The sequence below is a fragment of the Neorhizobium sp. P12A genome (assembly GCF_008365395.1).
In the GTDB taxonomy this organism is placed as follows: domain Bacteria; phylum Pseudomonadota; class Alphaproteobacteria; order Rhizobiales; family Rhizobiaceae; genus Rhizobium.
The window spans coordinates 1-22233 of record NZ_QOVX01000002.1; the positions used below are offsets into that span (position 1 = coordinate 1).

20 protein-coding genes and 2 tRNA genes are annotated in these 22233 nt (G+C 59.3%); 14 read left to right on the top strand and 8 right to left on the bottom strand.

Features of this window, described 5'->3' with window-relative positions:
- Positions 1–273: 273 nt before the first annotated feature.
- The 7 genes from DTW90_RS05985 (at position 274) to DTW90_RS06015 (ending at position 8109) form a co-directional block, all read left to right on the top strand.
- Positions 274–350, top strand: a tRNA-Met gene (locus DTW90_RS05985).
- A 462-nt stretch (positions 351–812) separates the two neighbouring features.
- On the top strand, positions 813–1811 hold the full coding sequence (locus DTW90_RS05990; protein ID WP_246664929.1) for a glycosyltransferase family 2 protein: 999 nt from the start codon (positions 813–815) through the stop codon (positions 1809–1811).
- Complete coding sequence (locus tag DTW90_RS05995) at positions 1808–3613, top strand: ABC transporter ATP-binding protein (protein ID WP_149337079.1); 1806 nt, start codon at positions 1808–1810, stop codon at positions 3611–3613. Before DTW90_RS05990 ends, DTW90_RS05995 begins: the two co-directional genes overlap by 4 nt.
- Complete coding sequence (locus DTW90_RS06000) at positions 3613–4836, top strand: glycosyltransferase (RefSeq protein ID WP_149337081.1); 1224 nt, start codon at positions 3613–3615, stop codon at positions 4834–4836. Before DTW90_RS05995 ends, DTW90_RS06000 begins: the two co-directional genes overlap by 1 nt.
- Positions 4833–6146 (top strand): glycosyltransferase, encoded by a 1314-nt coding sequence (locus tag DTW90_RS06005; RefSeq protein ID WP_149337083.1) that lies wholly within the window; start codon positions 4833–4835, stop codon positions 6144–6146. The genes DTW90_RS06000 and DTW90_RS06005 overlap by 4 nt, the downstream gene beginning before the upstream one ends.
- Entirely contained in the window at positions 6143–6883 is a 741-nt protein-coding gene (locus tag DTW90_RS06010) for a class I SAM-dependent methyltransferase (protein ID WP_149337085.1), read from the top strand. Before DTW90_RS06005 ends, DTW90_RS06010 begins: the two co-directional genes overlap by 4 nt.
- Complete coding sequence (locus DTW90_RS06015; RefSeq protein ID WP_149338356.1) at positions 6880–8109, top strand: glycosyltransferase family 4 protein; 1230 nt, start codon at positions 6880–6882, stop codon at positions 8107–8109. The genes DTW90_RS06010 and DTW90_RS06015 overlap by 4 nt, the downstream gene beginning before the upstream one ends.
- 3 nt (positions 8110–8112) lie before the next feature.
- Here the strand turns inward: DTW90_RS06015 and galE are convergent, their stop codons facing one another.
- The gene (galE, locus tag DTW90_RS06020) at positions 8113–9087 is read right to left on the bottom strand and encodes a UDP-glucose 4-epimerase GalE (RefSeq protein ID WP_149337087.1); all 975 of its coding nucleotides are present in this window, start codon (positions 9085–9087) and stop codon (positions 8113–8115) included.
- Positions 9084–10058 (bottom strand): UDP-glucuronic acid decarboxylase family protein, encoded by a 975-nt coding sequence (locus DTW90_RS06025; RefSeq protein WP_149337089.1) that lies wholly within the window; start codon positions 10056–10058, stop codon positions 9084–9086. The genes galE and DTW90_RS06025 overlap by 4 nt, the downstream gene beginning before the upstream one ends.
- On the opposite strand from DTW90_RS06025, the gene DTW90_RS37000 reads away from it, so the two are divergent.
- Complete coding sequence (locus DTW90_RS37000) at positions 10057–10245, top strand: hypothetical protein (RefSeq protein WP_188079889.1); 189 nt, start codon at positions 10057–10059, stop codon at positions 10243–10245. The two genes, DTW90_RS06025 and DTW90_RS37000, sit on opposite strands and share 2 nt — an antisense overlap.
- A gap of 145 nt (positions 10246–10390) precedes the next feature.
- On the opposite strand, the gene copD is transcribed toward DTW90_RS37000, so the two are convergent.
- Both copD and copC read right to left on the bottom strand, forming a co-directional pair.
- The gene (copD, locus tag DTW90_RS06030; protein ID WP_281407559.1) at positions 10391–11278 is read right to left on the bottom strand and encodes a copper homeostasis membrane protein CopD; all 888 of its coding nucleotides are present in this window, start codon (positions 11276–11278) and stop codon (positions 10391–10393) included.
- On the bottom strand, positions 11275–11640 hold the full coding sequence (copC, locus tag DTW90_RS06035) for a copper homeostasis periplasmic binding protein CopC (RefSeq protein WP_149337090.1): 366 nt from the start codon (positions 11638–11640) through the stop codon (positions 11275–11277). Before copC ends, copD begins: the two co-directional genes overlap by 4 nt.
- Positions 11641–11980: 340 nt before the next feature.
- Between copC and DTW90_RS06040 the strand changes: the two genes are divergently transcribed.
- Positions 11981–12754: a metallophosphoesterase gene (locus DTW90_RS06040; protein ID WP_149337092.1), complete on the top strand. Its 774-nt coding sequence runs from the start codon at positions 11981–11983 to the stop codon at positions 12752–12754.
- A 21-nt stretch (positions 12755–12775) separates the two neighbouring features.
- Here the strand turns inward: DTW90_RS06040 and DTW90_RS06045 are convergent, their stop codons facing one another.
- Complete coding sequence (locus DTW90_RS06045) at positions 12776–13063, bottom strand: exopolysaccharide production repressor protein (RefSeq protein WP_132528314.1); 288 nt, start codon at positions 13061–13063, stop codon at positions 12776–12778.
- Positions 13064–13671: 608 nt separating this feature from the next.
- Between DTW90_RS06045 and DTW90_RS06050 the strand changes: the two genes are divergently transcribed.
- The 3 genes from DTW90_RS06050 to DTW90_RS06060 all read left to right on the top strand — a co-directional run bounded on the left by DTW90_RS06050 (position 13672) and on the right by DTW90_RS06060 (position 18023).
- Positions 13672–14298, top strand: coding sequence for a ribonuclease D (locus DTW90_RS06050; RefSeq protein ID WP_132528315.1), 627 nt, complete (start codon positions 13672–13674; stop codon positions 14296–14298).
- A 139-nt stretch (positions 14299–14437) separates the two neighbouring features.
- The gene (locus DTW90_RS06055; RefSeq protein WP_149337094.1) at positions 14438–16123 is read left to right on the top strand and encodes an adenylate/guanylate cyclase domain-containing protein; all 1686 of its coding nucleotides are present in this window, start codon (positions 14438–14440) and stop codon (positions 16121–16123) included.
- 268 nt (positions 16124–16391) lie between these two features.
- Positions 16392–18023 carry a hypothetical protein gene (locus tag DTW90_RS06060; protein ID WP_149337096.1) on the top strand — a complete coding sequence of 544 codons (1632 nt, stop codon included), beginning with the start codon at positions 16392–16394 and terminating at the stop codon, positions 18021–18023.
- A 176-nt stretch (positions 18024–18199) separates the two neighbouring features.
- Here DTW90_RS06060 and rpsA read toward each other — a convergent pair whose 3' ends face one another.
- The 3 genes from rpsA to DTW90_RS06080 all read right to left on the bottom strand — a co-directional run bounded on the left by rpsA (position 18200) and on the right by DTW90_RS06080 (position 21382).
- Positions 18200–19903 (bottom strand): 30S ribosomal protein S1, encoded by a 1704-nt coding sequence (gene rpsA, locus DTW90_RS06070; protein ID WP_132528319.1) that lies wholly within the window; start codon positions 19901–19903, stop codon positions 18200–18202.
- Between the two features lie 178 nt (positions 19904–20081).
- On the bottom strand, positions 20082–20714 hold the full coding sequence (gene cmk, locus DTW90_RS06075; protein ID WP_149337100.1) for a (d)CMP kinase: 633 nt from the start codon (positions 20712–20714) through the stop codon (positions 20082–20084).
- Positions 20715–20737: 23 nt separating this feature from the next.
- Complete coding sequence (locus DTW90_RS06080) at positions 20738–21382, bottom strand: FMN-binding negative transcriptional regulator (RefSeq protein ID WP_149337102.1); 645 nt, start codon at positions 21380–21382, stop codon at positions 20738–20740.
- A gap of 218 nt (positions 21383–21600) precedes the next feature.
- Here DTW90_RS06080 and DTW90_RS06085 point away from each other — a divergent pair, with 218 nt between their 5' ends.
- Positions 21601–21984, top strand: a complete 384-nt coding sequence (locus tag DTW90_RS06085) for a TIGR02300 family protein (protein WP_132528322.1) — start codon at positions 21601–21603, stop codon at positions 21982–21984.
- Between the two features lie 149 nt (positions 21985–22133).
- Positions 22134–22209 (top strand) — tRNA-Ala (locus DTW90_RS06090).
- The last annotated feature ends 24 nt before the right edge of the window (positions 22210–22233 follow it).

Genomic DNA, 22233 nt, shown 5'->3' on the forward strand with positions numbered 1-22233 from the left:
CAAACGCAACAAACAATCTTCTCGACACGCCTCGGCCCAAGCCGAAATCATCGGGCCGCGAAAGCGGCCTTTTGCTTTTGGGGCCTGCCGCAGAACATATGAAATGAAAGATCGGCGCACCGGTACTATAATGGTGCGTCCATTACAGGAGACCAATTGATCCGCAATTGGCTCCGGCAGAAAGCATCACCGCTTTGCGGTGACGTTATCGCGACATTCGGCAAAGCCGAATGCGCAACACCGGATAAGCCGCTCAGCGGCTTACCTAGAGGACGCGGGGTGGAGCAGCCCGGTAGCTCGTCAGGCTCATAACCTGAAGGCCGCAGGTTCAAATCCTGCCCCCGCAACCAAATCCACACAAATAGCCCGCCCCACGGCGGGCTTTTGCGTTCCAAACAGCCCCTATCCCTGGCGCCAAGACGGCATCTTCCTCGGCAACGATAGCCCAGCGGCCAAGCACCAGAACTAAAAGCCCAAACCACCGTGAAGAGTCCCGGAAGCAAGGCGAGGGCGATGCTGCCGATCTCCAAATCGTGCGACGCATCATCAGACCAACGTCTGAACCAGCATGGACCCAGGTCCGAGGGCAAGAATCTTTGGTCCTAGTGCCATAGATTTGGACGTCTGCTGCGCCAGCTTCTTGTCGATGCAAGCGTCGGAATATCCGGCTATTTTTGGCGGTGGAGTGGTTCGATGAGCATGGCGGGGTTGTCAAAAATGGGCATGATTGCCGCAACTCCCGTCGTCGCTTCTATCCGTAAAAGCACGCGATGTGCCAATGCCCCCGCGAAGGGCGAAGGGTGGCATTGAGAGTGAAGAGCGAGCGAAGTGCGACCGTCGCGGTTGTCGTGCCAATGTACAATGCCGAGCGAACGATCGGTGCGACCCTGGCCAGCATCTGCCGGCAAACCCATCAAGCCCTTGAGATCATAGTCGTCGATGATGGCTCGTCGGACAATTCGGCATCGATCGCGGCCGCCTACGCAAAGCAGGATCGCCGGATTCGGACACTTCAACAGCAGAACAGTGGCGTCGCCGCAGCCCGCAACCATGGCGTTGCTGCGACCGACGCGGCGTTTCTGGCCTTTGTCGATGCTGATGATCTATGGGCTCCGTCAAAGATCTCTCTTCAGTTGCAGGCGCTGGAGGCAGGCGGCTCATCGGCGGGATTGGCCTATTGCTGGTTTGCCCTTATCGACGGCGATAGCCGTGTATTCTCGAAGGATAACCGCCCGATCGCCGAAGGACGCGTGCTCCAGCAGCTGTGCAGGAACAATTTCGTCGGCAACGGCAGCTCGATGCTCCTGCGTCGTTCCGCATTTGAAAAGGCCGGCCGGTTCGAACCTTCACTAAGGGGGCGTAGCGCCCAGGGCTGCGAGGATCTTCTGATGTGTCTGCGAATTGCGGAGAGTTATGAATTTCGCGTCATACCTGAATATCTTGTCGGCTATCGCGTGACGAACACGAACATGTCGAGCGACGTCATGCAGATGCTGCGGTCATGTGAAATCGTTCTTGCCGAATATCGCGAAAAATATCCTCAATATGGCGCCGATCTCGATGGTCATCTGCTCGACATGATCCATTGGCTGGCCGTCAGAGGTTTCGTCGGCGGGCGAACGCTCGAGGGCTGCCACCTCTTGAGGCGATTCTTCGCAATGGAGCCACGGCGGACAATCTCCTGCCTGCCGCACATGCTGGAAGTCTATTGCCGGGCACGGCTGGTTCCGAATTGGATCAAGGCTCCCGTAAAGCGCTTGCGAAACAGGAACGACAAGTTCCGGCCTCTCTATGCGGAGACGATCCTGTGACGCTGATCGCGCCCGTCTTTACGCAATTGCGGCGGCTTTTTCGCCTGGCGGCGGCGCCTGCCTGGGCTGGGCCGACGATCGTCGGGCTTGGATTGGCCGGGGCGGTCCTCGAGGGAGCAGGGCTTTTCCTCTTCATCCCCCTGATCCAGAGTCTCGGGGCAGCAGCGCCCCAGCAGGGTCGATGGCAGCCGATTTTCGACCGACTTCTGATGCGGGTCCCCGAAAGTCATTTGACGGCGTTTCTGGTCGCGCTTTTATGCGTCAGCATCCTGCTCAAGAATGCGGTCCATTTCGTCAACGCCTGGGTGAGCCGATACGTGGACGGTCTTGTCGCACATCGGTTGCGAACAAGGGTCTTCGACCAGACGATCAGTTCCTGCGTCGACTACCGGGTTGAAAACAAGCGTTCGGACATCATCACGACAATCGCCAACAACACCTGGAAGGTCAGCCAAGGCTTGAGCCTCGCCTACCGATTGATGATCTGCTTCTGCACCTTCACCGTCTTCATTCTGCTGATGCTGCTGATTTCCATCGAGCTGACCCTTGTCTCGATGATGTTTCTGTTCCTCGGCGCCATGGCCATTCGTCTGGCGACGCGCCGCGCCGATGAGACAGGCAAGGCCGTTGTCGAAGAAAACAAGCAGTTTGGCCTCAGAATGTGGGAAAGCATCAACGGGCTGCAATTGATCCGGGCCTTTGCTCAGGAGGATTACGAACGCAGTCGCTTTCGGCAGACGTCGGATACTGTGCGAAAACGTCTTCTGAAACTCGACATGCTGTGGGCGACGCCTGGACCGGTTTCGGAAATCTCGATCACAATCCTGATCGGCGCGCTCGTCCTCATCGCCCAGTCGACGGATATAGGCATTGCCGCACTGGCCGCATTTCTATCTCTGCTCTACCGGCTTCAAGGTCCGACGCGGGAACTGCTGCAGTCGAAGGTCGCACTGGATGGCCTCACCGGCAGCATTGACGACGTCGACGATTTTCTGCGCAAGACGGAAAGGCCTTTTCTCTCTGAGGGGCATCTGCCTGCACCCGCGCTCGGCAACGCCATCGAATTCCGGAATGTTTCCTTCCACTATGCTCCCGATCAGCCACTCGCTTTGCAAGATGTCTCCTTCAGCATTCCAAGAGGCAAGACCACGGCGATCGTGGGCGAGTCGGGCGCAGGCAAGTCGACGATAATGGCGCTGCTTTTTCGCTTTATCGATCCCACGTCAGGCAATGTTCTTGCGGACGACGTGTCCCTTCCTGAATTCGATCTCCGCAGTTGGCGCAAGCGCCTATCGCTGATGTCTCAGGAGGTCCATCTCTTCAACGACACGATCGCTGCCAATATCGCCTATGGCGACCTGGAAGCCGGCAAGGCCGAGATACGCAGAGCCGCAGAGATTGCCAGGGCGCATGATTTCATCCGGCAGCTGCCGGGTGGCTACGAGACACGTGTCGGCGACCAGGGGATGCGTCTGTCAGGTGGACAAAGGCAGCGCGTCGCTCTCGCCCGAACAATACTTCGCAATCCCGACATTCTCCTCCTGGACGAGGCGACGAATGCGCTCGATGTCGAGACCGAACAGGCGTTCCAGCTCGCGCTCGACGAATATTCCCATAACCGGACCGTGGTCGTGATCGCTCACCGGCTCTCGACCGTTCAGGCTGCCGACCAGATCATCGTGATGCAAAAGGGGCGCGTCATCGAAGCCGGCTCGCCGGGCGAACTCTTCCAGCGGCAGGGTCATTTTTCCAGGCTTCACGAGTTTCAGCTCAATCGCGCTGTCATGGGTGGGATTGGCTGATGAGCTACAAGCTTGCTGAAATTGAGCTGTCGCAACCTCTGATGCCGATCGAACTCACCGCCGGGCAGAACGGCGTCGGTCTCATCGTCCGCTGGCAAAGCCGGCTAATCGCATTCGAAATGATCGAGCTACCCGCCGGATCGGTGCTGACGGTCGATAGGCTGAAAGCCCTCGCCGACCAGCGCTTTGCCGGACGCGTTCTTGCCGCAAAGATGGAAGAAGCACTTGCAGAGAGACGGCCGGCGAAGGCCGCGAAGCTGCCGAGCCTTAGCATAGCGATCTGTACCAAGGATCGCGCGCAGCGTCTTTCCCGGCTGCTGGGTTCGCTCGATCGGGTTCGGGCAAAGCATGCCTTCCCGTCCGTCGAAATCGTCGTCGTCGACAATGCCTCGGTGGACAACGCCACGCGCGAGGCCGTCACCGGTTTTAGGGATGTCCGCTATGTTTTTGAACCGAGGCCGGGGCTCGACTTCGCCCGCAACGCGGCCCTTCACGCGGCCACCGGCGATATCATTGCATACTTGGACGATGACGTGGTGGTCGACCGCAATTGGCTCGCAGGCCTTGCCAAGGCGTGCCGTGACAATCCCCGTGCCGGCGGCTTTACGGGCCTAGTGCTGCCCTATCGGCTCGATACCGAGGCACAGATCTTTTTCGAACGACGGGGAGGATTTGGCCGTGGTTTTGCGAGAAGGGAATTCCACAATGCGCGGTTCGACAATCCGCTACACCCGGTGGGATCAGGCATTCTTGGCGCCGGCTGCAACATGGCCTTCGATCGTGCGCTGCTGATCGAACTTGGCGGTTTCGACGAAGCTCTTGATACGGGCGCGCCATTGCCTGGGGGCGGTGATCTCGACATTTTTTACCGCGTGCTGCGATCCGGCAGTCCGATGATCTATGAGCCGGAATACACGGTCTATCACGAGCACCGCGAAACCATCCCGCAGCTCCGACGACAATATTGGACCTGGGGCCTCGGCATGATGGCCTTCCTCGTCAAAAGTTACCGCGCAGACAGTGAAATGCGTGCGCGGCATCGCGCCATGGTCCGGTGGTGGTTCCTCGATCAGTTGAAGGCGCTCGCTCGCGCTGCAGCCCGGCGTCGTGGCCAAGACCTGCGCTTCGGCATCGCGGAACTATGGGGCGGCATCTACGGCCTTGCGGGTGAATACGATCGCTCGCTTGCCCGCATCCGGTCGATCCGGGAGCGCAATCCATGACGGAGCGCTTCGACATAAGGCATATCGATCTCGCAATCGCCGACGCCGACGCCGGCACGCCGGGTGGGCGGGCTTTGTCCGTCTTCTGGTGGAAGGACTTGCCGCTTGGAACGCGCGCATCCCTGCAGGAGGAGCTGCCTTTCGGAATCTCCCTGTTGCGCCAGCTCACCGCCGAATATGCGGCGAGGCAATTGGAAGCGCGTGCCGTGATGCTCGGCGCACCGCTGCGAGCCACCTATGAAGGATGGGCGAAACCCGCGATCTCGCTTGCATCCGCACTTGAAGCCGAAAATCTGATCGAGAGCCTCGATGAGTTCGCAACCGCATCTTCAGTCGCCGCGGATGATATTTCCGTAGTGATCTGCACCCGTGATCGGGGTCCGGCGCTGGCGGAATGCCTTCGCAGCGTAGTGGCGCAGCGCGGCACTCCGGGAGAGATCATCGTCGTCGACAATTCCAGAGACTGCAATGCCAGGAGCGTTTGCACCGAATTTCCTGATATCCGCTACGTGCATGAGCCGCGCGCCGGGTTGAGCCGTGCGAGAAACGCAGGGATCCGCGCAAGCCGGCTGAACATTATTTCCTTCACCGATGACGACGTCGAAGTCCATCCGGGCTGGACCGCCGAGATCGCACGCGCCTTTGCCGGGCGGGATGTCGAAGCGATGACCGGCCTGGTGCTGCCGGCACGCCTCGACACCGGCGCGCAATGCTATTTCGAGTTCGCCATGGGCGGTTTCGGGACCAGTTTCATACCGCGCACTTTCGGAAGACAGTTCTTCGAAGAGACCCGGCCGCATGGGGCGCATGTCTGGAAGATCGGTGCTGGAGCCAACATGGCCTTTCGGCGATCCGTATTCGAGCGGCTCGGCCTGTTCGATGAACGCCTCGGGGCAGGCGCTGCAGGATGTTCCGAGGATTCGGAACTCTGGTATCGGCTGCTGGCGACTGGCGGGGAGTGCCTCTACGAACCGCGGGCGGTTGTCTTCCACCATCACAGAAGCGATTGGCCGGGGCTCAAGCGGCAAATGAAGGCTTACATGAAGGGTCATGTGGCGGCGCTGATCGTGCAATACGACAATTTCGGCGATCGCGGCAATATTGTGCGCGTCTGGACGCAGCTACCGATTCATTTTGCGAGGACCTTCCTCAAGACGCTTATTAAGGGTTCGCCGGGCAGGCTCGGAATTCTGGCCGCGGAAATTAAGGGGTGGCTCGCCGGATTGCAGTTTTTTCTGCGCTTCGGCTGGAGAAAGCAGCAGGTCCCGATGCGCGCAGCCACTGCCATTGCCAAGGAGACAGCACGATGATCAAGAAAGCGCCACTCGGCCGGTTCTTGTCCAGGAACCCTTATCCCAATGGTCTGACGGATGGCCTGTTCTATCGGGAGAAGATGCGCGCCATCCATCGTATTGCCCCAACTGAAACGGCAGGTTCGGGACGGGTGCTGGAAATCGGTGGCGGCCGTAGCGGCCTTGCGAGCATCCTCTACCCGGATGCTGATATCATCACCTTTGACATCGACCCGGAATTGGCCGCGCATCAGCCTTCCTGGGCGAAATCGACTTTCATTTGCGGCGATGCATGTACGCTGCCTTTCGACGATGGCAGTTTCGACATCGTTACCCTGTTCGACGTGCTGGAGCATATTGAAGACGATCGCCGCGCCGCGAGCGAGGCGTTACGGGTGGTGCGACCGGGCGGATATGTCCTTGTCTCAACTCCTGAAGCGAAGTGGCATTATCCCTATTTCAGTGTGATGAAACCCCATTGTCCGCATGAGAGCGAACTGATGCGCGAATGGGGCCATGTCCGACGGGGATACCGCGATCCGGAACTCACAGCCCTTTTCGACAGGCCGCCGGAACGGCGCGCCACTTTCATCAACCCCGCCACGGCCTTCTTCCATGACATCTCGTTTTCCCGTCTCGGGCGCCGACGCCGCAAGGTACTCTATGCGCTGGCGGCTCCGGTTACGGTTATCGGCTATTTGATGCACCGGCCCACAACGAGCGGCACCGAGACAGCCTTCGCTTGGCGCAAATGAACGGTCGCCAGGCGCCGCGCGTCATCGCCCTCTTTCCATGGGGTGATGTGATCGAGGAGTTTCTCGAGCCGATAGGGCTGGAGCTACAGGATTTCGTCGAGCGGATGACCGGAGGCTGGCTATTCGGCTATGCCGCCGCGCTAAAGGCGGTAGGGCACAGGCCGGTCATCGTCTGCGCATCCGAACGCGTGACCCGAACCGAGTGCTACGAGCATTCGGGCGCGGGCGTGTCGATCTGGGTTGCACCGGGAAGACGGCCTCGGTTCAGCCATTCTCCTGCCGTCCATAGCCTGCGCCGCTGGGCAGCGATACCGTTTGCCGCCTTTCAGGAGATTCTCACGCGCGCCCGATGCGACGTGCTGCTCGCCCAGGAATATGAATATGTTCGCTTCGACGCGCTTGCATGGTTGGCGCGCCGGCTAAATATTCCCCTCTATGCCAGCTTCCAGGGCGGAGATCGCACGCTTTCCTGGATCGAAGCCGTTGCAAGACAGCTCTCCCTTCGCGCCTGCCGCGGCCTGATCGTCGCTTCCTCCGCGGAGCGGGACCGCCTCGCCAATGCCTATCCGCGCATTGCGCTCGACATCGCCGATATCCCAAACCCGCTGGACACCGAGGAATGGCGAGCGATGGATCGCAGCGCGGCACGAGCCGGCCTTGGCCTGCCGCAGGACGGCTTCATTGTCGTCAATCACGGACGTATCGATATCCATCGCAAGGGTCTCGATGTTCTCCTGAATGCCTGGGCGGAGTTCGCCAATGATCCGGCCTGCCAATTGGTAATCATCGGCTCTGGCCAGGACAGCGAGGCATTCGCGGAACTCCTGCGAAAAAGCGGCCTGTCGAATTTGCACTGGCTTTCCACCTACACCACGGATCGGCCTCTGATCCGGCGCTGGCTTTCGGCGGCAGACGCCTATGTCACGGCCTCACGCATCGAAGGCATGCCGGTCGCGCCGCTGGAAGCGATGGCCTGCGGGCTTCCTGTCATCGCCACGGACGCGCAAGGCTTGCCGGACATTCTCTTGGACGGAGAAGCCTCCGGCGGCCTGATGGTGCGTAAGGAGAGGCCGGCGGAAATTGCGCAAGCCTTGACGAGACTGAAAGACGGCAGAGACCTTCGTGCGCGGCTCGGTGCGGCCGCCAGAAAGCGGGTGACGGAAAAATTCTCGTTCGAAGCGGTCGGCGCCGCTCTCGATGATTTTCTGACGACGCCCCGCAGGTAAGGATCACATCCGGCTGCGATACCAGGCAAGTGCCGTGTCGACGATCCTGTCCATGCCGGATTGCGTGGGCACCCATCCAAGCTCCCGCTGAGCCTTGGCCGCCGAAGCGACGAGAGCCGGTGGGTCGCCCGGCCTGCGGGGGCCATAGGAAACGGGAAGCTCACGTCCGCAAGCACGAGCAACGGCGTCGACCAATTCCTTTACCGTCGTTCCATTGCCCGTGCCGAGATTGTAGGCATGCACGCCGGGCCTCTGCAGCAGCATTTTGCCCGCAAGGACATGCGCCTGTGCCAGATCGCTGACATGGACATAGTCGCGCACAGCCGTTCCGTCGGGTGTATCGAAATCGGTGCCATTGACGGTGAAAAACCGGCCGGGCCGAGTCGCCGCCTCTATGGCAAGCGGAACCACATGCGTCTCAGGCTCATGATGTTCGCCGATCTCTCCATCCGGATCGCAGCCTGCCGCATTGAAATAGCGCAGCATGACAGCGTTGAGACCGTGAGCGCGCGAAAGATCGTCTATCATCCGTTCGATGATGAATTTCGACCATCCATAAGGATTGATCGGCCACTGCGGATGCTCTTCATCGATCGGCGTTTGCACCGGAATGCCATAGGAAGCGCAGGTGCTCGAAAAGATCAGCTTGTCGACCCCTGCCTTCAGCATTTCCTCGAGCAGCACCAGCGTTCCGAAACTGTTGTTCCGGTAGTAGAGTTCGGGGCGCTCGACAGATTCGCCGACATAGGCATAGGCAGCGAAATGCGCCACCACATCCGGTCGGTACTGGCGCAGCGCTGCAGCCATTGTCTCGGCGTCCGCAATGTCGCCCTCGACCAGTGGCCCCCATTTGACCGCCTCGCGCCGGCCGCGCGAAAGATTGTCGTAGGTGACGACCGTCCAGCCCGCTTCGGCGAACGCCTTGCAGCAATGCGATCCGATATAACCGGCTCCACCGGTGACGAGGACAGTGGTCATTCCGCGGCGACCGATTGCGAAGCGCATAGCGAAAGCCGGTCTTCAAAATGGGCAACAGTTCTGGCAAGCCCTTCTCGTAACTGAACTTTGGGCTTCCAGCCGAGTTCGCGGGTGGCCAGCCCGATATCCGGTCGCCGCTGCCTGGGATCATCGGCAGGTAGAGGCAGGAATTTTATCTTCGATCGGCTTCCGGTGAGTTCGATGACGAGATTGGCAAGCTCGAGCATCGTGAACTCGACAGGATTGCCGAGATTGATCGGGCCTGTAACCTCGTCCTTCGTTCCCATCAGGCCAACCAGGCCGCCGATGAGGTCATCGACGTAGCAGAACGAGCGCGTCTGCTCACCGTTGCCATAGACCGTTATCGGCTTGTTCTGCAGTGCCTGAACGATGAAGTTCGAGACAACGCGACCGTCATCGGCCTGCATTCTCGGACCATATGTGTTGAAAATCCGCGCGACCTTGATCCGGAGACTGTGCTGGCGCCAATAATCGAAGAACAGGGTTTCGGCGCATCGCTTTCCCTCGTCGTAACAGGAGCGCGGGCCGATCGGGTTCACCTTGCCCCAATAGCCCTCCGGTTGGGGATGGATTTCCGGATCTCCATAGACTTCCGACGTGGAAGCCTGGAGTATCCTTGCGCCGACTCGCTTGGCAAGGCCCAGCATATTGATCGCGCCATGAACACTGGTTTTGGTCGTCTGTACCGGATCGAACTGATAGTGAACCGGGCTTGCGGGGCAAGCCAGATTGTAGATCTCGTCGACCTCTACATAGAGCGGGAATGTGATGTCGTGACGGATGATTTCGAAAGACTTGTCGTCGAGCAAATGCGCGACATTGCCTCTCCGCCCGGTGAAAAAATTATCGACGCAAATAACCTCGTGCTTTTCTTGTAAGAGTCGCTCGCAAAGGAACGACCCGAGGAAACCTGCACCGCCTGTCACGAGGATTCGCTTGGCTTGCCGCATGGCCGCTTACCTCGAAGCCAATTCCGCGACGCCGCCGCGGAGAGGAACTGCGGCAAGCATCACGGCGATGGGATCGTTTTTCAGGAAGCCGTCCATGTTCATCAATCGTCTCCGCGCGCCCCACAAAAATGGTCAGATACCCTGCCACTTCCGGCGCTGGAAAAAACTGGCGCAGGAGAAGGCGTAATTCTATGGCATTAGGACCAAAGATTTGCGTTCTGGGAGATAGGTCTGTCCGGGCATAGGACGTTGGTCTGAGCAGAAATGAGACAGCGGTTCGCTGGCTTCGCTCCCAGCTCTCGACCAGCGGACCAAGAGTGTGGCTCCAACCCTCAAGCAGGCTCCAGCATGCCGAAAACAGCCACGCAGGCGATCGCAACAATGCCAAGTGCGATCTCTACAATCGTGCCTGTACGGATTGCGGCCAGTGCACGTTGAGGCTGCCGGCCTATCCTCGGGACGAAGACATATCGGTTGATGATCGCAAGCATCGTCATGCAGGTGACGACGGCAATCTTGAACGCCAGCATCGCCTGGTAGGGAGAAGCCCAGTTCGTCGGCAAGCGGCCCAGGATCAGCGCCGTGTTGATCAGTCCCGATAGAATGACCAGGGCGACCGCTGCGTGTCCGATATTGGAGAACCGTTTGAGTGCGCGTCCCGCATCCCGCCTGCATTCCTCTACCTCAAGCAGTCGCAGGATGGGAATCAGCGGCACGAGCGCTCCGAACCAGCTGCCTGCGGCAAGAAGATGGACGATATCGTTGAGGCGATGTGCTAGTCCAAACCAGCCTTGGTGCATCGCGGCGTGGCCGGTCAATGTCAGGGACGCAAGGCCAAGCCCTGCGGTCAGAGCAAGTGCTGCCGGCCTCAGGTGGCGTGGAGCAAGGAATGCCACGAGAAGAAGAACGCTGCTCACGGCCTGGACCTGCCATGCCCATCCCGCCGTCGTCTCGAAGAGCACATCGTGGATCGTCGCGGAATTGACCGCATCCACCCAGCCATTGCCGATTATCCCGGTTTGCAGAGGCAAGGCAATTGCGGTCGTGAGCATGGAAACGATTGCAGCAGCCAGCACAAAGCCCGTGAATTTCGGCCAGACGCGCCTCGATATGGAAGCCGGCGCAAGAGCGGAAAGGAACGCCGAGCAGCCCCACAGGAGCATGAGCGATGTATCGTGCAGAAAGCGGCACGCCTGATATGCTGTATCGGGAGTGATCAAGGCGTCACGGTAAAGCTGTAGCTGCCGCTGCTCTTATGACCATCGGTCGAAAGAACGTGCCAGTAGACGGTGTAAGCGCCGGCGGAAAGCGTTTGCGACACCGGCACTATCAGGACCTTGTCTCCATCCATGAGCATGGGGTCGCCGGTCTCGATTGCCGATTTGTCCGATCCCGTGATCGTCAGGCCGCTGAAATTCAGATTGAGGGCCTCCGAGAAGCTGAGATCCAGCTCCGTCGGCGATGCGGAGACTGAAGACCCGTCCGCCGGCGAGGACGTCGTGAGTTCCGCATGCGCAAAGGCGGGCCTTGCAAGGGCAATCAGGGCAGCGGCAAGGCCGATAATCATGATCCTTTTGCGCATTTGCTTCTCGTTGCTATGGAAATTCAACCTGCTGGCCGCACGGCGGATATCAAAATGAAATTACATCGCTTTCATGGATATCAGGATCAGACTCGATACCGGTTTGGGTGAGGTGCGAGCGATGCAATTGCCTTATCGCAAACACGCATCCGTTTCACGTCGATTCACTGCCTGCAACATAGTTGGTAGACATTCCCAAATCGCATTTATTCCAAGCCCTCAAAGGATTACCACTTCCTTATAAATCCTGCTAACAGCATCTCGGCAAGGCCGATAGCATCTCCGCGGGGCCTTGGAGATGCGGCATTTAGGCCTTGAATGCATGAGGCGAAAGGATTGCATGGCTGGAAATTCATTGCGCAGGCAGTTGTCTGCCCGGTTCGACCGGTCGCGCCGCCGCGCCTATATCGATAATTCGGAAACCCCGACCTATGTGATCGGCGACGTTCACGGGCGCCATGATCTCCTGGCTGAAGTCGAGGCGACCATCGTTGCCGACGCATCGCGGCTGCCGGGTCGCAAGCTGATTGTCATGCTCGGAGATTTCATCGACCGCGGGCCATCATCTGCGCGGGTGATCAGCCGGTTAATGGCGCCGCCTCCGCCGAATTTTGACCGCGTCTGCCTGACCGGAAACCATGAGCTGGCAATGCTCTCCTACATCGATGACGATATATCGCTCTCGCAATGGTTCGCCATGGGAGCCGATGTCACGCTGCATTCCTATGGGCTCGATGCGGCGCATCTTGCACGCCAGTATCCCTCGCAAAAGAAGCTCGATGAATTCATCCGATCATCCCTGCCGGCCAGTCACGTGACGTTTATGCGCGAGCTTCCGATCCTTCTGGATACGCCGAATGCGCTCTTCGTCCATGCCGGGATCGATCCAGAGGTACCGATCGCAGATCAGGTGGACGAAGATCTCGTCTTCATCAGGTCTCGTTTCCTCGACAGCGTACAGCCGCTGCCGAAGCTCGTTGTTCATGGGCACACGCCGATAAAGGAAGTGAAGGCTCGCGGACTGCGCCTGAACCTCGACACAGGCGCCTTCCACACGGGCAGGCTGACAGCCGCCCGCCTGTGGAACGGTCGCGTTCATGTCTTTTCGACTTGACCTGGTGCAGCCGAAAAATCGTCAGGAACCGATCGGCGGAGATTGCTCAAATCCGACCGCTGGCCGAGACATATCGTCGGACGGCAGGCCGGTTCTGGTCGGTTGCTCGCTTTCCAGAAACGAATGCCGCGTTTCGGCCGCTTGCCAGACCATAAAGAGCACGACCGCGAAATAGCCGACCTGCAACAGGATTGCAGCCCCGATTGTCTCGAAGAAAGTCGTAATAAAGGATCCGTTGATAAAATAGCTCGCTATCGCAAACACGATCAACGTACTGAACATACCCACAAAAACGCGTGGCGCTCCCATGACATCACCTCGCACAGAGTGGTCGTTACTAGAAGAAATTGAAACCCCAGAGCTCCCCCTCGCGGTTTCATGTTAACTATATTTCGGAATGATGACGCATTCAAACAAATATTGCCGTTAGGAGCCTCATTTGTACTGGAAATGGCCCGCTGGTTGAGGAGCTACGCCAGACCGCAAGCCTAAAAGTTGCATGCAGCCAAAAATGCCGGGAAAATGGGCAGCCCGTAAGGTAAGGGAGCACCTTGGAGGCCGAATCAGTCCCTAAAAATCCAAGGGCGGCCACGCATTGCCGGCGTCCTTCTCAAGACGGTTGCCGGCTCCGAAACGCGAACCTCTCCGCCTAAGCTCTGTTACTCCATGCGTGCGACGGAAGTCTTTGCGAAGTATTTCGCAGATGCAGCAAATATTGATCGCAACCCGGAGATTTGGCAGCGACGGCACTGTGGTCGGAAGCGCGAAGCAGCCAATCATGTGGCGGGCGGACATCCGCCCTTCATCCCGCTAGCTATTCGTTCCAGAAAAGTCGCTGGGCAGTATCGCTGTTTGCCTCCGTGCGCTATAGCGGGCAAGACAAGCAATCGATCCGAAGACCGAGACTGGAGAGTTCCATGGCTGCCACCATTCGCTATCACGAAGGCGACATTTCCGCCGCAGATGCTGCGCGCTATACCGGCGCCATCGCGATTGATACCGAGACGCTGGGATTGGTGCCGCGCCGGGATCGGCTATGCGTTGTCCAACTGTCGCCGGGCGACGGCACGGCTGACGTTATCCGCATTGAAGCCGGCCAGAAAGAAGCGCCCAATCTCGTCGCCATGCTGGCTGATCCGGCTCGCCAGAAGATCTTTCATTTTGGTCGCTTCGATATTGCCGTCCTGTTTCATACTTTCGGGGTGACGACCACGCCGGTCTTCTGCACGAAGATCGCCTCGCGGCTGAGCCGTACCTATACCGACCGCCACGGCCTGAAGGACAATCTCAAGGAAATGCTGGATGTCGATATTTCCAAGACACAGCAATCCTCCGACTGGGCGGCGGCGACCCTCTCGCCCGCGCAGCTCGAATATGCAGCTTCCGATGTCCTCCATCTGCACGCGCTTCGCGATCGGCTGACCGAGCGCCTCGTCCGCGATGGCCGCATCGAGCATGCGGAAGCCTGCTTCACCTTCCTGCCCACCCGCGCCAAGCTCGATCTGCTCGGCTGGGAGGAAACGGATATTTTCGCCCATAGCTGAGATTTTCCCAGTGACCGCCGGATAGCAAGGCGTCATCCCTGCTCGTGTCTGCCCGCCCCTTCCGAAGACGGAGGAACGGTTCTGTGATAGTGTGTCCAAACGTGGTGGATGCGATCTGTCAGAACCACTCGGGGGGCGAATGGCGAGCGTTCCTGTCAAGCGACGGCTGGCAGCAATCATGGCCACTGACGTGGTTGGTTATGCTCGCCTCATGGAGAGTGACGAAGAGGCGACCCTTGCTCTTATCAAGGCGTTGCAGGCGGACGTAATCGCGCCGAACATTGAGCGCAACGGCGGCAACATATTCAAGCTGATAGGCGACGGAACCTTGTCGGTGTTCGATTCCGCCACCGGGGCAGTCGAATGCGCGATGGCGATCCAGGGCGAACTGGCGCGCCGCGAGCGAGAAGGCGCCCACATCGTTCTCCGAATTGGGATCAACCTTGCCGACGTGCTGGTCGAGGGCACGGATATGTTCGGCGATGGCGTAAACGTCGCCTCCCGGGTTGAGGCAAGCGCGATACCCGGCGGCATTTGCATCACCGATGGTGTCTACCATCAGATCGCCGCGCGGATAGGCGGCGAGTTCGCCGAGGGCGGGGAAAAACGCCTGAAGAATATCGAGCGGCCGGTTCGCGTCTGGCACTGGCAACCGCCTCACGCCGAAATCGCAAAGGCGGAGCCCTTGCGCAGTGGTGAACCGGTGGGATCGCCGGAGCCGGAAAAAGTCCTGGTCAGAGTTGGGGGCACGTCTTCGGCCCTTCCCCATCAGCAGGAGGTCATGGGGTTGGTAACTTCCGGCCTCGAACAATTCCTTTCGGATCGGCATTGGATCGACGTCGCCTCTACTTCGACCGCTGAAATCGGTAGCCGTTCCCACGACTACACGGTCAGCATCGGCGTTCATGGGGCAGGTCCGTTCCGGTTGGGCGTCAGGTTCCTGCACACCTCGGCTACTTCAATCCTCTGGTCGAGGGCCTTCGATCTTCCCGCGGATTGGGATATCGACGCCATTGAATCGGCGGCGGCGGAGATTGTGTCGCTCGTCGTCGACAAGGTGCTTTCCAGCGCATCAAAGACGATTGCGGAGAAGCCGGAGGCTTCCTGGTCTGCATACGAGAATTTTCTTTACGGCAGGATGCTCGACGCGAAACACCTGTTGCCGGAGGCCGAACGCTTCTTCCAGAGAGCGACGGACCTCGCCCCAGCCTTCATCGACGCGCATGCGATGTACGCTATTACGCTGTGCTATTGCTTCTTCACGGAAGGAGTGATCGAGCGACTGCACCGCGCCGAAGAAATCTCGCGCATTGCCTTGCGGCTCGACAACAACCATGCCTTTTCCCACTATGCGGCGGCCTTGGTTCAATTGGCGATGCGAAACTATGATGGCGCTGAGTCCCATTACGCCAAAGCACGCGATCTGGCGCCGAGCGATGTGGAAATTCGCGCCGATCATGCCGAGTTGCTTCACTACATCGGTGATTTGGAAAAGGCCGCAACCGAAATCGAAGAATGCTTCAGGAAGTCGAAGTATCCGCCTGTGTGGTTCTGGGCAGTCAGGGGGATTATCCGGCTTCAGCAAGGCCATCCGGATGCTGCTGTCGAGGATTTCGAGAATGTTCCGAGCAAGTCATGGCGAACCCTGATTTTGCTCGCCGCAGCTCATACTCTGCGCGGTGACGAAGTGCGGCGGGAGTACAGCGAGGGCGAGGCGCGTAGCCTCCAGCCACAACTGAGCCCGGACTTGGTGCGAAGAACCTTCCCCTATCGCGACGAAGGCGCACTTGCGAGGATCCTCGGCGCTTTCGGACCCGCGACATAGGAATCTGACGTATTTCATCAAACGCCGATGTCACTTCCGGATTTTTCTGGCCGACAATGGCGACCGATGCCGCGCCGCACAGCGTCGGTCTCTTCGCGTTTAAGGATTTCTTAAAGCGATTCTTACATCATCCTTAATGATTCCATGCGTTCGACGGGCGTCATGAAGCGCCCGGCAGTCATAGGCACTGCCTCGGAGCGCGACCGACCGCATGAGCGGCTCGCATGTCACCTGCTTCCATCGTCACTTGCCGAGAAAGGAGCGCATCATGCTGCAGCCGGTCCCAGCCATATCCAACATAATCGCCGCTTCTCAGAAGCAGGCAGTCACTGTCAGCACGGGTGTTGCCAGTCCCAGCGCCGCCGCGACCGCGACTGCGGCGCTATCGCATGCAGCCAGCGCAACCGTGGAAGGCAAACTGAGCATCATGCTCATGGCGATCCGCGACAGCATGGTCCAGAGCTTGCTGGATATTATGAATTCCGTCAGTGAATCGCTCGGGTCTCCCCCCGAAGCTGACGAGAGCAATGTCGCACATGCATTGCGGCTTGCCGATGTCATTCAGGGGCTTACTCCGAAGCAATTGGCGACCGTGCAGCAGCAATTGCAGGCGCAGGGCCAAACGCTTCCCCTGCAGCTCGTCGCCCAGGCGCTCAAGGATCCCGCAGGCCCGGAAGCCGCACATATCATCGCTTATCTGGAGACCGCCCGTTTCAAAGGCCGAGATCTGGTGGCCGAAGCCGTTATCGAATCCTATGGCGAAAACGAAGGTCTGTCGAAAGGCGAAGAGACCGCGGCAGCTCCCGAGGCTCATCCCGCAACCTCTGCCGCTCCGCAAGCCACGTCCGCAGAGCCTCGCATCGAGCAAACAACGACGTCGGACCGGACGAATTCCAATCCGGCGGCTGCGCCGGCGGAAGAAAAGCAGATTGCCGAGGAAATACAGGCCAGCGTCCAGTCTACTCAGGTCGATGTAGCGGAAGAACTGGTTTCCGATCCCTTGATCGCCACCGTAATATCTGTCGAGGAGGAACCGGCTCAGGCGCCGGCCGATGCGTCCGGGGAAGCGGCGGCATTCGTTGCGGCCAGCGTTGCCGAAGCATTGGAAGCCGTCGCCGACAATCAGCCTTCGGATGCCGTCACGTTTGATCCGCAGATCATGCAGAATGCCCTGCCCACGGAACTCAAGGAGATCGCCGCCGACGTTCAGGAGGGGCTGAAAGTGGCCATCCAGTTTGCCATGGAGGCTGTCGGTCCCGAGATCGACACCATCAGAGCCGAGGGCGAACAAGTCGCAAATGCAGTCATCGCCAATGCATTGATTGCCGACGTTCTGGATGCCGCCGAACTGCATCAGCAGGATGTTGCCCGTAGCGCCGGCGAATTGCCCTTGCCGCTGGCAAATATACCTGTCCCGGCGTGGCAGGAGGCCGCTGACGATGCTGCGGCACCTTTCTCGTCTGGCTACCCGCCACCGCCGAGCGACAGCGCGCCATTGACGCCGGCTCAGGCAGCTGCAGCCGCCGTTTCCACTCCGCCGCCGGCGCAGCTGCCACTCGGCGTTCCCTTCGCCATCGTGCAGTACCCGCCAGCGCCGGATGTCGTCGGCAAAAAGGATGAATCTGGGGTGGACCGCGTCGAGGCTGTCAGTGATGAAGCGGAAGGCAAGGGCCGCCGGCAGGAGAGGGCTGAGGACGAAGAGCAGCCTGACGACGCCGGGGAGCAGGCGAAAGACGCCCCCAAACAGTCGGCCGATGCCTCCGACGCGCTTCCGGTTTCCGCTGACGATGTCGTGGCAGAGGATGCCGCGCAGGAGCCGCTCGCTTTGCCGATGCCGGCGCCTCTGACGGGCCTGCAGCAGGAAGCCTATGATTTCTACCAGCGCATGGCGGCGGAATAATCATTTCCATAGCAGGCAATAAAAAACCCGCCGGATCGTTCCGGCGGGTTTTTTGTCTCTAAAACAATTCCAGCAAAAGTGTAACGCGGTTTTGCGTCCGGAATTGCGTCAAATCAAAGCGATAGAGCACTTCCGCGATTCGAAGAAAAGCGGAAGCGCTCGAAGCGTTGCGAGGCTTATTCGCCGCCGCGGTTCTTCAGAGCCGCGCCGAGGATGTCGCCGAGCGAAGCGCCGGAGTCGGACGAACCGAACTGAGCGACGGCTTCCTTCTCTTCTGCGATTTCCAGAGCCTTGATGGACAGCATGATCTTGCGGTCCTTCTTGGAGAAATTGGTGACGCGGGCGTCAACAACCTGGCCAACCGAGAAGCGTTCCGGACGCTGCTCGTCGCGGTCACGCGACAGGTCAGCACGACGGATGAAGGACGTGATGTCCTCGTGGTTGACGAGCTTCACTTCGATGCCGCCATCGTTGACTGCGATGACTTCGCAGGAAACAACAGCGTTCTTGCGCAGTTCGCCGGAAGCAGCGGCATCGCCGACAGCGTCCTTGCCGAGCTGCTTGATGCCGAGCGAGATGCGTTCCTTCTCGATATCGACATCGAGAACGACAGCCTTGACCACGTCGCCCTTGTTGTACTCCTCGATGACCTGTTCGCCCGGACGGTTCCAGTCGAGGTCGGAGAGGTGCACCATGCCGTCTACGTCGCCGTCGAGGCCGATGAACAGGCCGAATTCGGTCTTGTTCTTGACTTCGCCTTCGACTTCAGCGCCGGCCGGGTGGTTATGGGCAAATGCCTGCCACGGATTTTCGAGCGTCTGCTTCAGGCCAAGCGAGATACGGCGCTTGGTCGGATCGACTTCGAGAACGACCACTTCGACTTCCTGGCTCGTGGACAGGATCTTGCCGGGGTGTACGTTCTTCTTGGTCCAGGACATTTCCGAAATGTGGATGAGGCCTTCGATGCCCGGCTCCAGCTCGACGAATGCACCGTAGTCGGTGATGTTCGTAACGGTACCGGAGATCTTCTTGCCTTCCGGATACTTGGCCTGGATGCCATCCCACGGATCGCTCTCGAGCTGCTTCATGCCGAGCGAGATACGGTGAGTTTCCTGGTTGATGCGGATGATCTGAACCTTGACCTGCTGGCCGATGGACAGGATTTCCGACGGATGGTTGACACGGCGCCAAGCCATATCGGTGACGTGCAGCAGGCCGTCGATGCCGCCCAGGTCAACGAACGCACCGTAATCGGTGATGTTCTTGACGACGCCGTCAACAACCTGGCCTTCTTCGAGGTTCTGAACGATTTCAGAACGCTGCTCGGCACGGGACTCCTCGAGAACCGTACGGCGCGAAACCACGATGTTGCCGCGACGCTTGTCCATCTTGAGGATTTCGAAGGGCTGCGGGTTGTGCATCAGCGGAGTGACGTCGCGGATCGGACGGATGTCGACCTGCGAACGCGGCAGGAAGGCGATAGCGCCGTCGAGATCGACGGTGAAGCCGCCCTTGACCTGGTTGAAGATGACGCCTTCAACGCGCTCGCCAGCTTCGAACTTGGCTTCGAGCTTGATCCAGCTTTCTTCGCGGCGAGCCTTCTCGCGCGACAGAACAGCTTCGCCCAGCGCGTTTTCGATGCGCTCGACATAAACTTCGACTTCGTCGCCGGGCTTCAGCGAACCGTCCTTGGCGCGCGCACCGAATTCCTTCAGCGCGATGCGGCCTTCGACCTTGAGGCCGACGTCGACAACGGCAACGTCCTTCTCGATGGCCGTTACGATGCCCTTGGTGACATAGCCTTCTGCCAGATCGTTCTTGGCAAAGGACTCTTCGAGAAGGGCCGCAAAATCCTCACGGGAGGGGGTAGCTACAGACATAAAATCTCCTGGCGTGTCCAGCTCTGGGCATCAGACACGAATGCGCCGGTGGGTTGGTGTTGAACGGCCTGAGTTCCATCCGCCCTCTTGATCAGAGGGCAATCCGGCGCGGGGACGGAATTTCAGGCTTGCCTTAAAAACGTTGGCCCGTGCCGGAGGCACGCAAGGCCGCGTCAATTCAGGTATTTCGGCTCAGGGCGGCGTCTATCAAGGATTTCGCAGCCTGAAACGCCGCCTCTATACTCATTTCCGAGGTATCAAGCAAGTGCGCGTCATCAGCGGGTTTCAGCGGACTGTCCGCTCGCCCCATGTCGCGTTCGTCGCGTACCTTAACATCCTGCAGGACCGCTGCAAAATCAGCCGAACCGCCGCCCGCGATGATCTCGTCATAACGCCGCTTAGCCCTGACCTCGGCAGAGGCTGTGACATAGAGCTTCACCACGGCATCGGGGCAGACGACAGTGCCGATATCGCGGCCATCCAGCACCGCGCCCGGGGCCTTCTTTGAAAAGGCGCGCTGCGCTTCCACAAGCGCCCGGCGAACGGCCGGCATGACGGCGATCTTCGAGGCGGCCTCGCCGATCTCGTGTCTCGACAGTATATTGCGATCGAGCCCGGCAAGATCAACCTTGAGGGCCATGCCCTCGGCGATTTTTTCATTATCGAAGGGCAGGCCGGCATCGAGCAACGCCTTTGCGGTGGCGCGGTAGGTGAGACCGGTGTCGAGGTGATGGAAGCCGTATTCCTCGGCAATCCGTCGCGACAGCGTTCCCTTTCCGGCGGCCGCCGGTCCATCGATGGCAATGATCATGTCAAAAATTCCGTTCCGCTTGCTCAATCAAGCTTGCCGTATCGGCGCACCAGTTCCGCCATCTCGGCGGTATCTGCGGCTCCATTGCTGTCCTCGAGCCCGCGGACAACGCCCTTCCGGTCGGCTTCCGGGCGGTTCTGGCTCACTTTCCATTTGCCGTCGATCTCGGCAATCTCGATTTCGATGCCGATGATCCCCTTGATCTGCGAGGCGATGAAATCGGCAGGCGCGTCATCGACGGCCCAAGGTGCAGCCCGCTGGCCTTCCTGGCTCCGCGTCAGCGCCTCGATCTGTGTCCACAGCCACGCGGCATCCTCGATCACCCGCGCCGGGCCGCGCGCCTGGACGATGGCGTAGTTCCAGGTCGGCACCACTTTGCCGGTCTCCTGCTTGGTCTCATACCAGGACGGCGTCACATAGGAGTTGACGCCCTGGAAGACGACGAGAACGGGAGCGCCGCCGGCAATATCGCGCAATTGCGGATTGGCCTTCGCCACATGCGCCTGCAGCGTACCCTTCGGCGAAAGACCGGCATTCAGATAAAAAGGAATGGAATTGGCAACCGGGCCGTCGCTGCCTGAGGAGATCAGCAGCCCGAGCGGGTTCTCACGGATCAGCGCGTGCTGGGTATCGAGATCGGTTTCGCGAAAATGCGGCGGCTGATACATGCTTTCTGCTCCGGCCCTCCCTTGCTAGCCGGCTCGTTAACACAAAGGTTTCCGGCCGTCATCTTTCCCATCATATAGGCGGCGCGGCATGGCTGCAAAGTTTAGCTTTGACAGATAGGGCAGCAACGATTAAGGGGACCGGCTTATAAATTTCCCCTATAACGCCGGCTTGGTCGGCATTGCCGAAGATTGATTCGGCCATACACGAGGCTTTGACAGTGGCGAAAGCGGAACTTGGAACTAAGCGTACCGATCCTGATAACGGCAAGAAGTTCTACGACCTGAACCGTGATCCGGTGGTTTCCCCCTATAGCGGCAAGTCCTGGCCCTTGTCCTTCTTTGAAGAAACCTCCGCTTCGAAGGAAGTTCCGGAAGAGGACGAGGTTGCTGAAGTCGATACCGAAAACACCGAGGTCGAACTGGTTTCGCTCGAGGACGCCGAGGATGGCGCTGCCGGCGACGATATCCCCGACATCGGCGATGACGACGTCGAAATCGATGGCGACGATGACGACGACACCTTCCTCGAAGCCGACGAAGATGACGATGACGACGATATGAGCGGCATCATCGGCGTAACCGGCGACGACGACGAAGTCTGATCCCCGCATGTTCGGCTCGGGAAACGATAAAAGTTCCCGAGCCGATATTTTTCGGCTTGCTATCTTGAAAAACCACAAGTAATAAGCCGCCACCCGACGGACGAAGCGCCGAAGGGAACCCAGGACCGGTTCGCCGGGACCCATCAGATGGGGCTATAGCTCAGCTGGGAGAGCGCTTGCATGGCATGCAAGAGGTCAGCGGTTCGATCCCGCTTAGCTCCACCAAAGCTTTTCTATGCGGATTCGCAT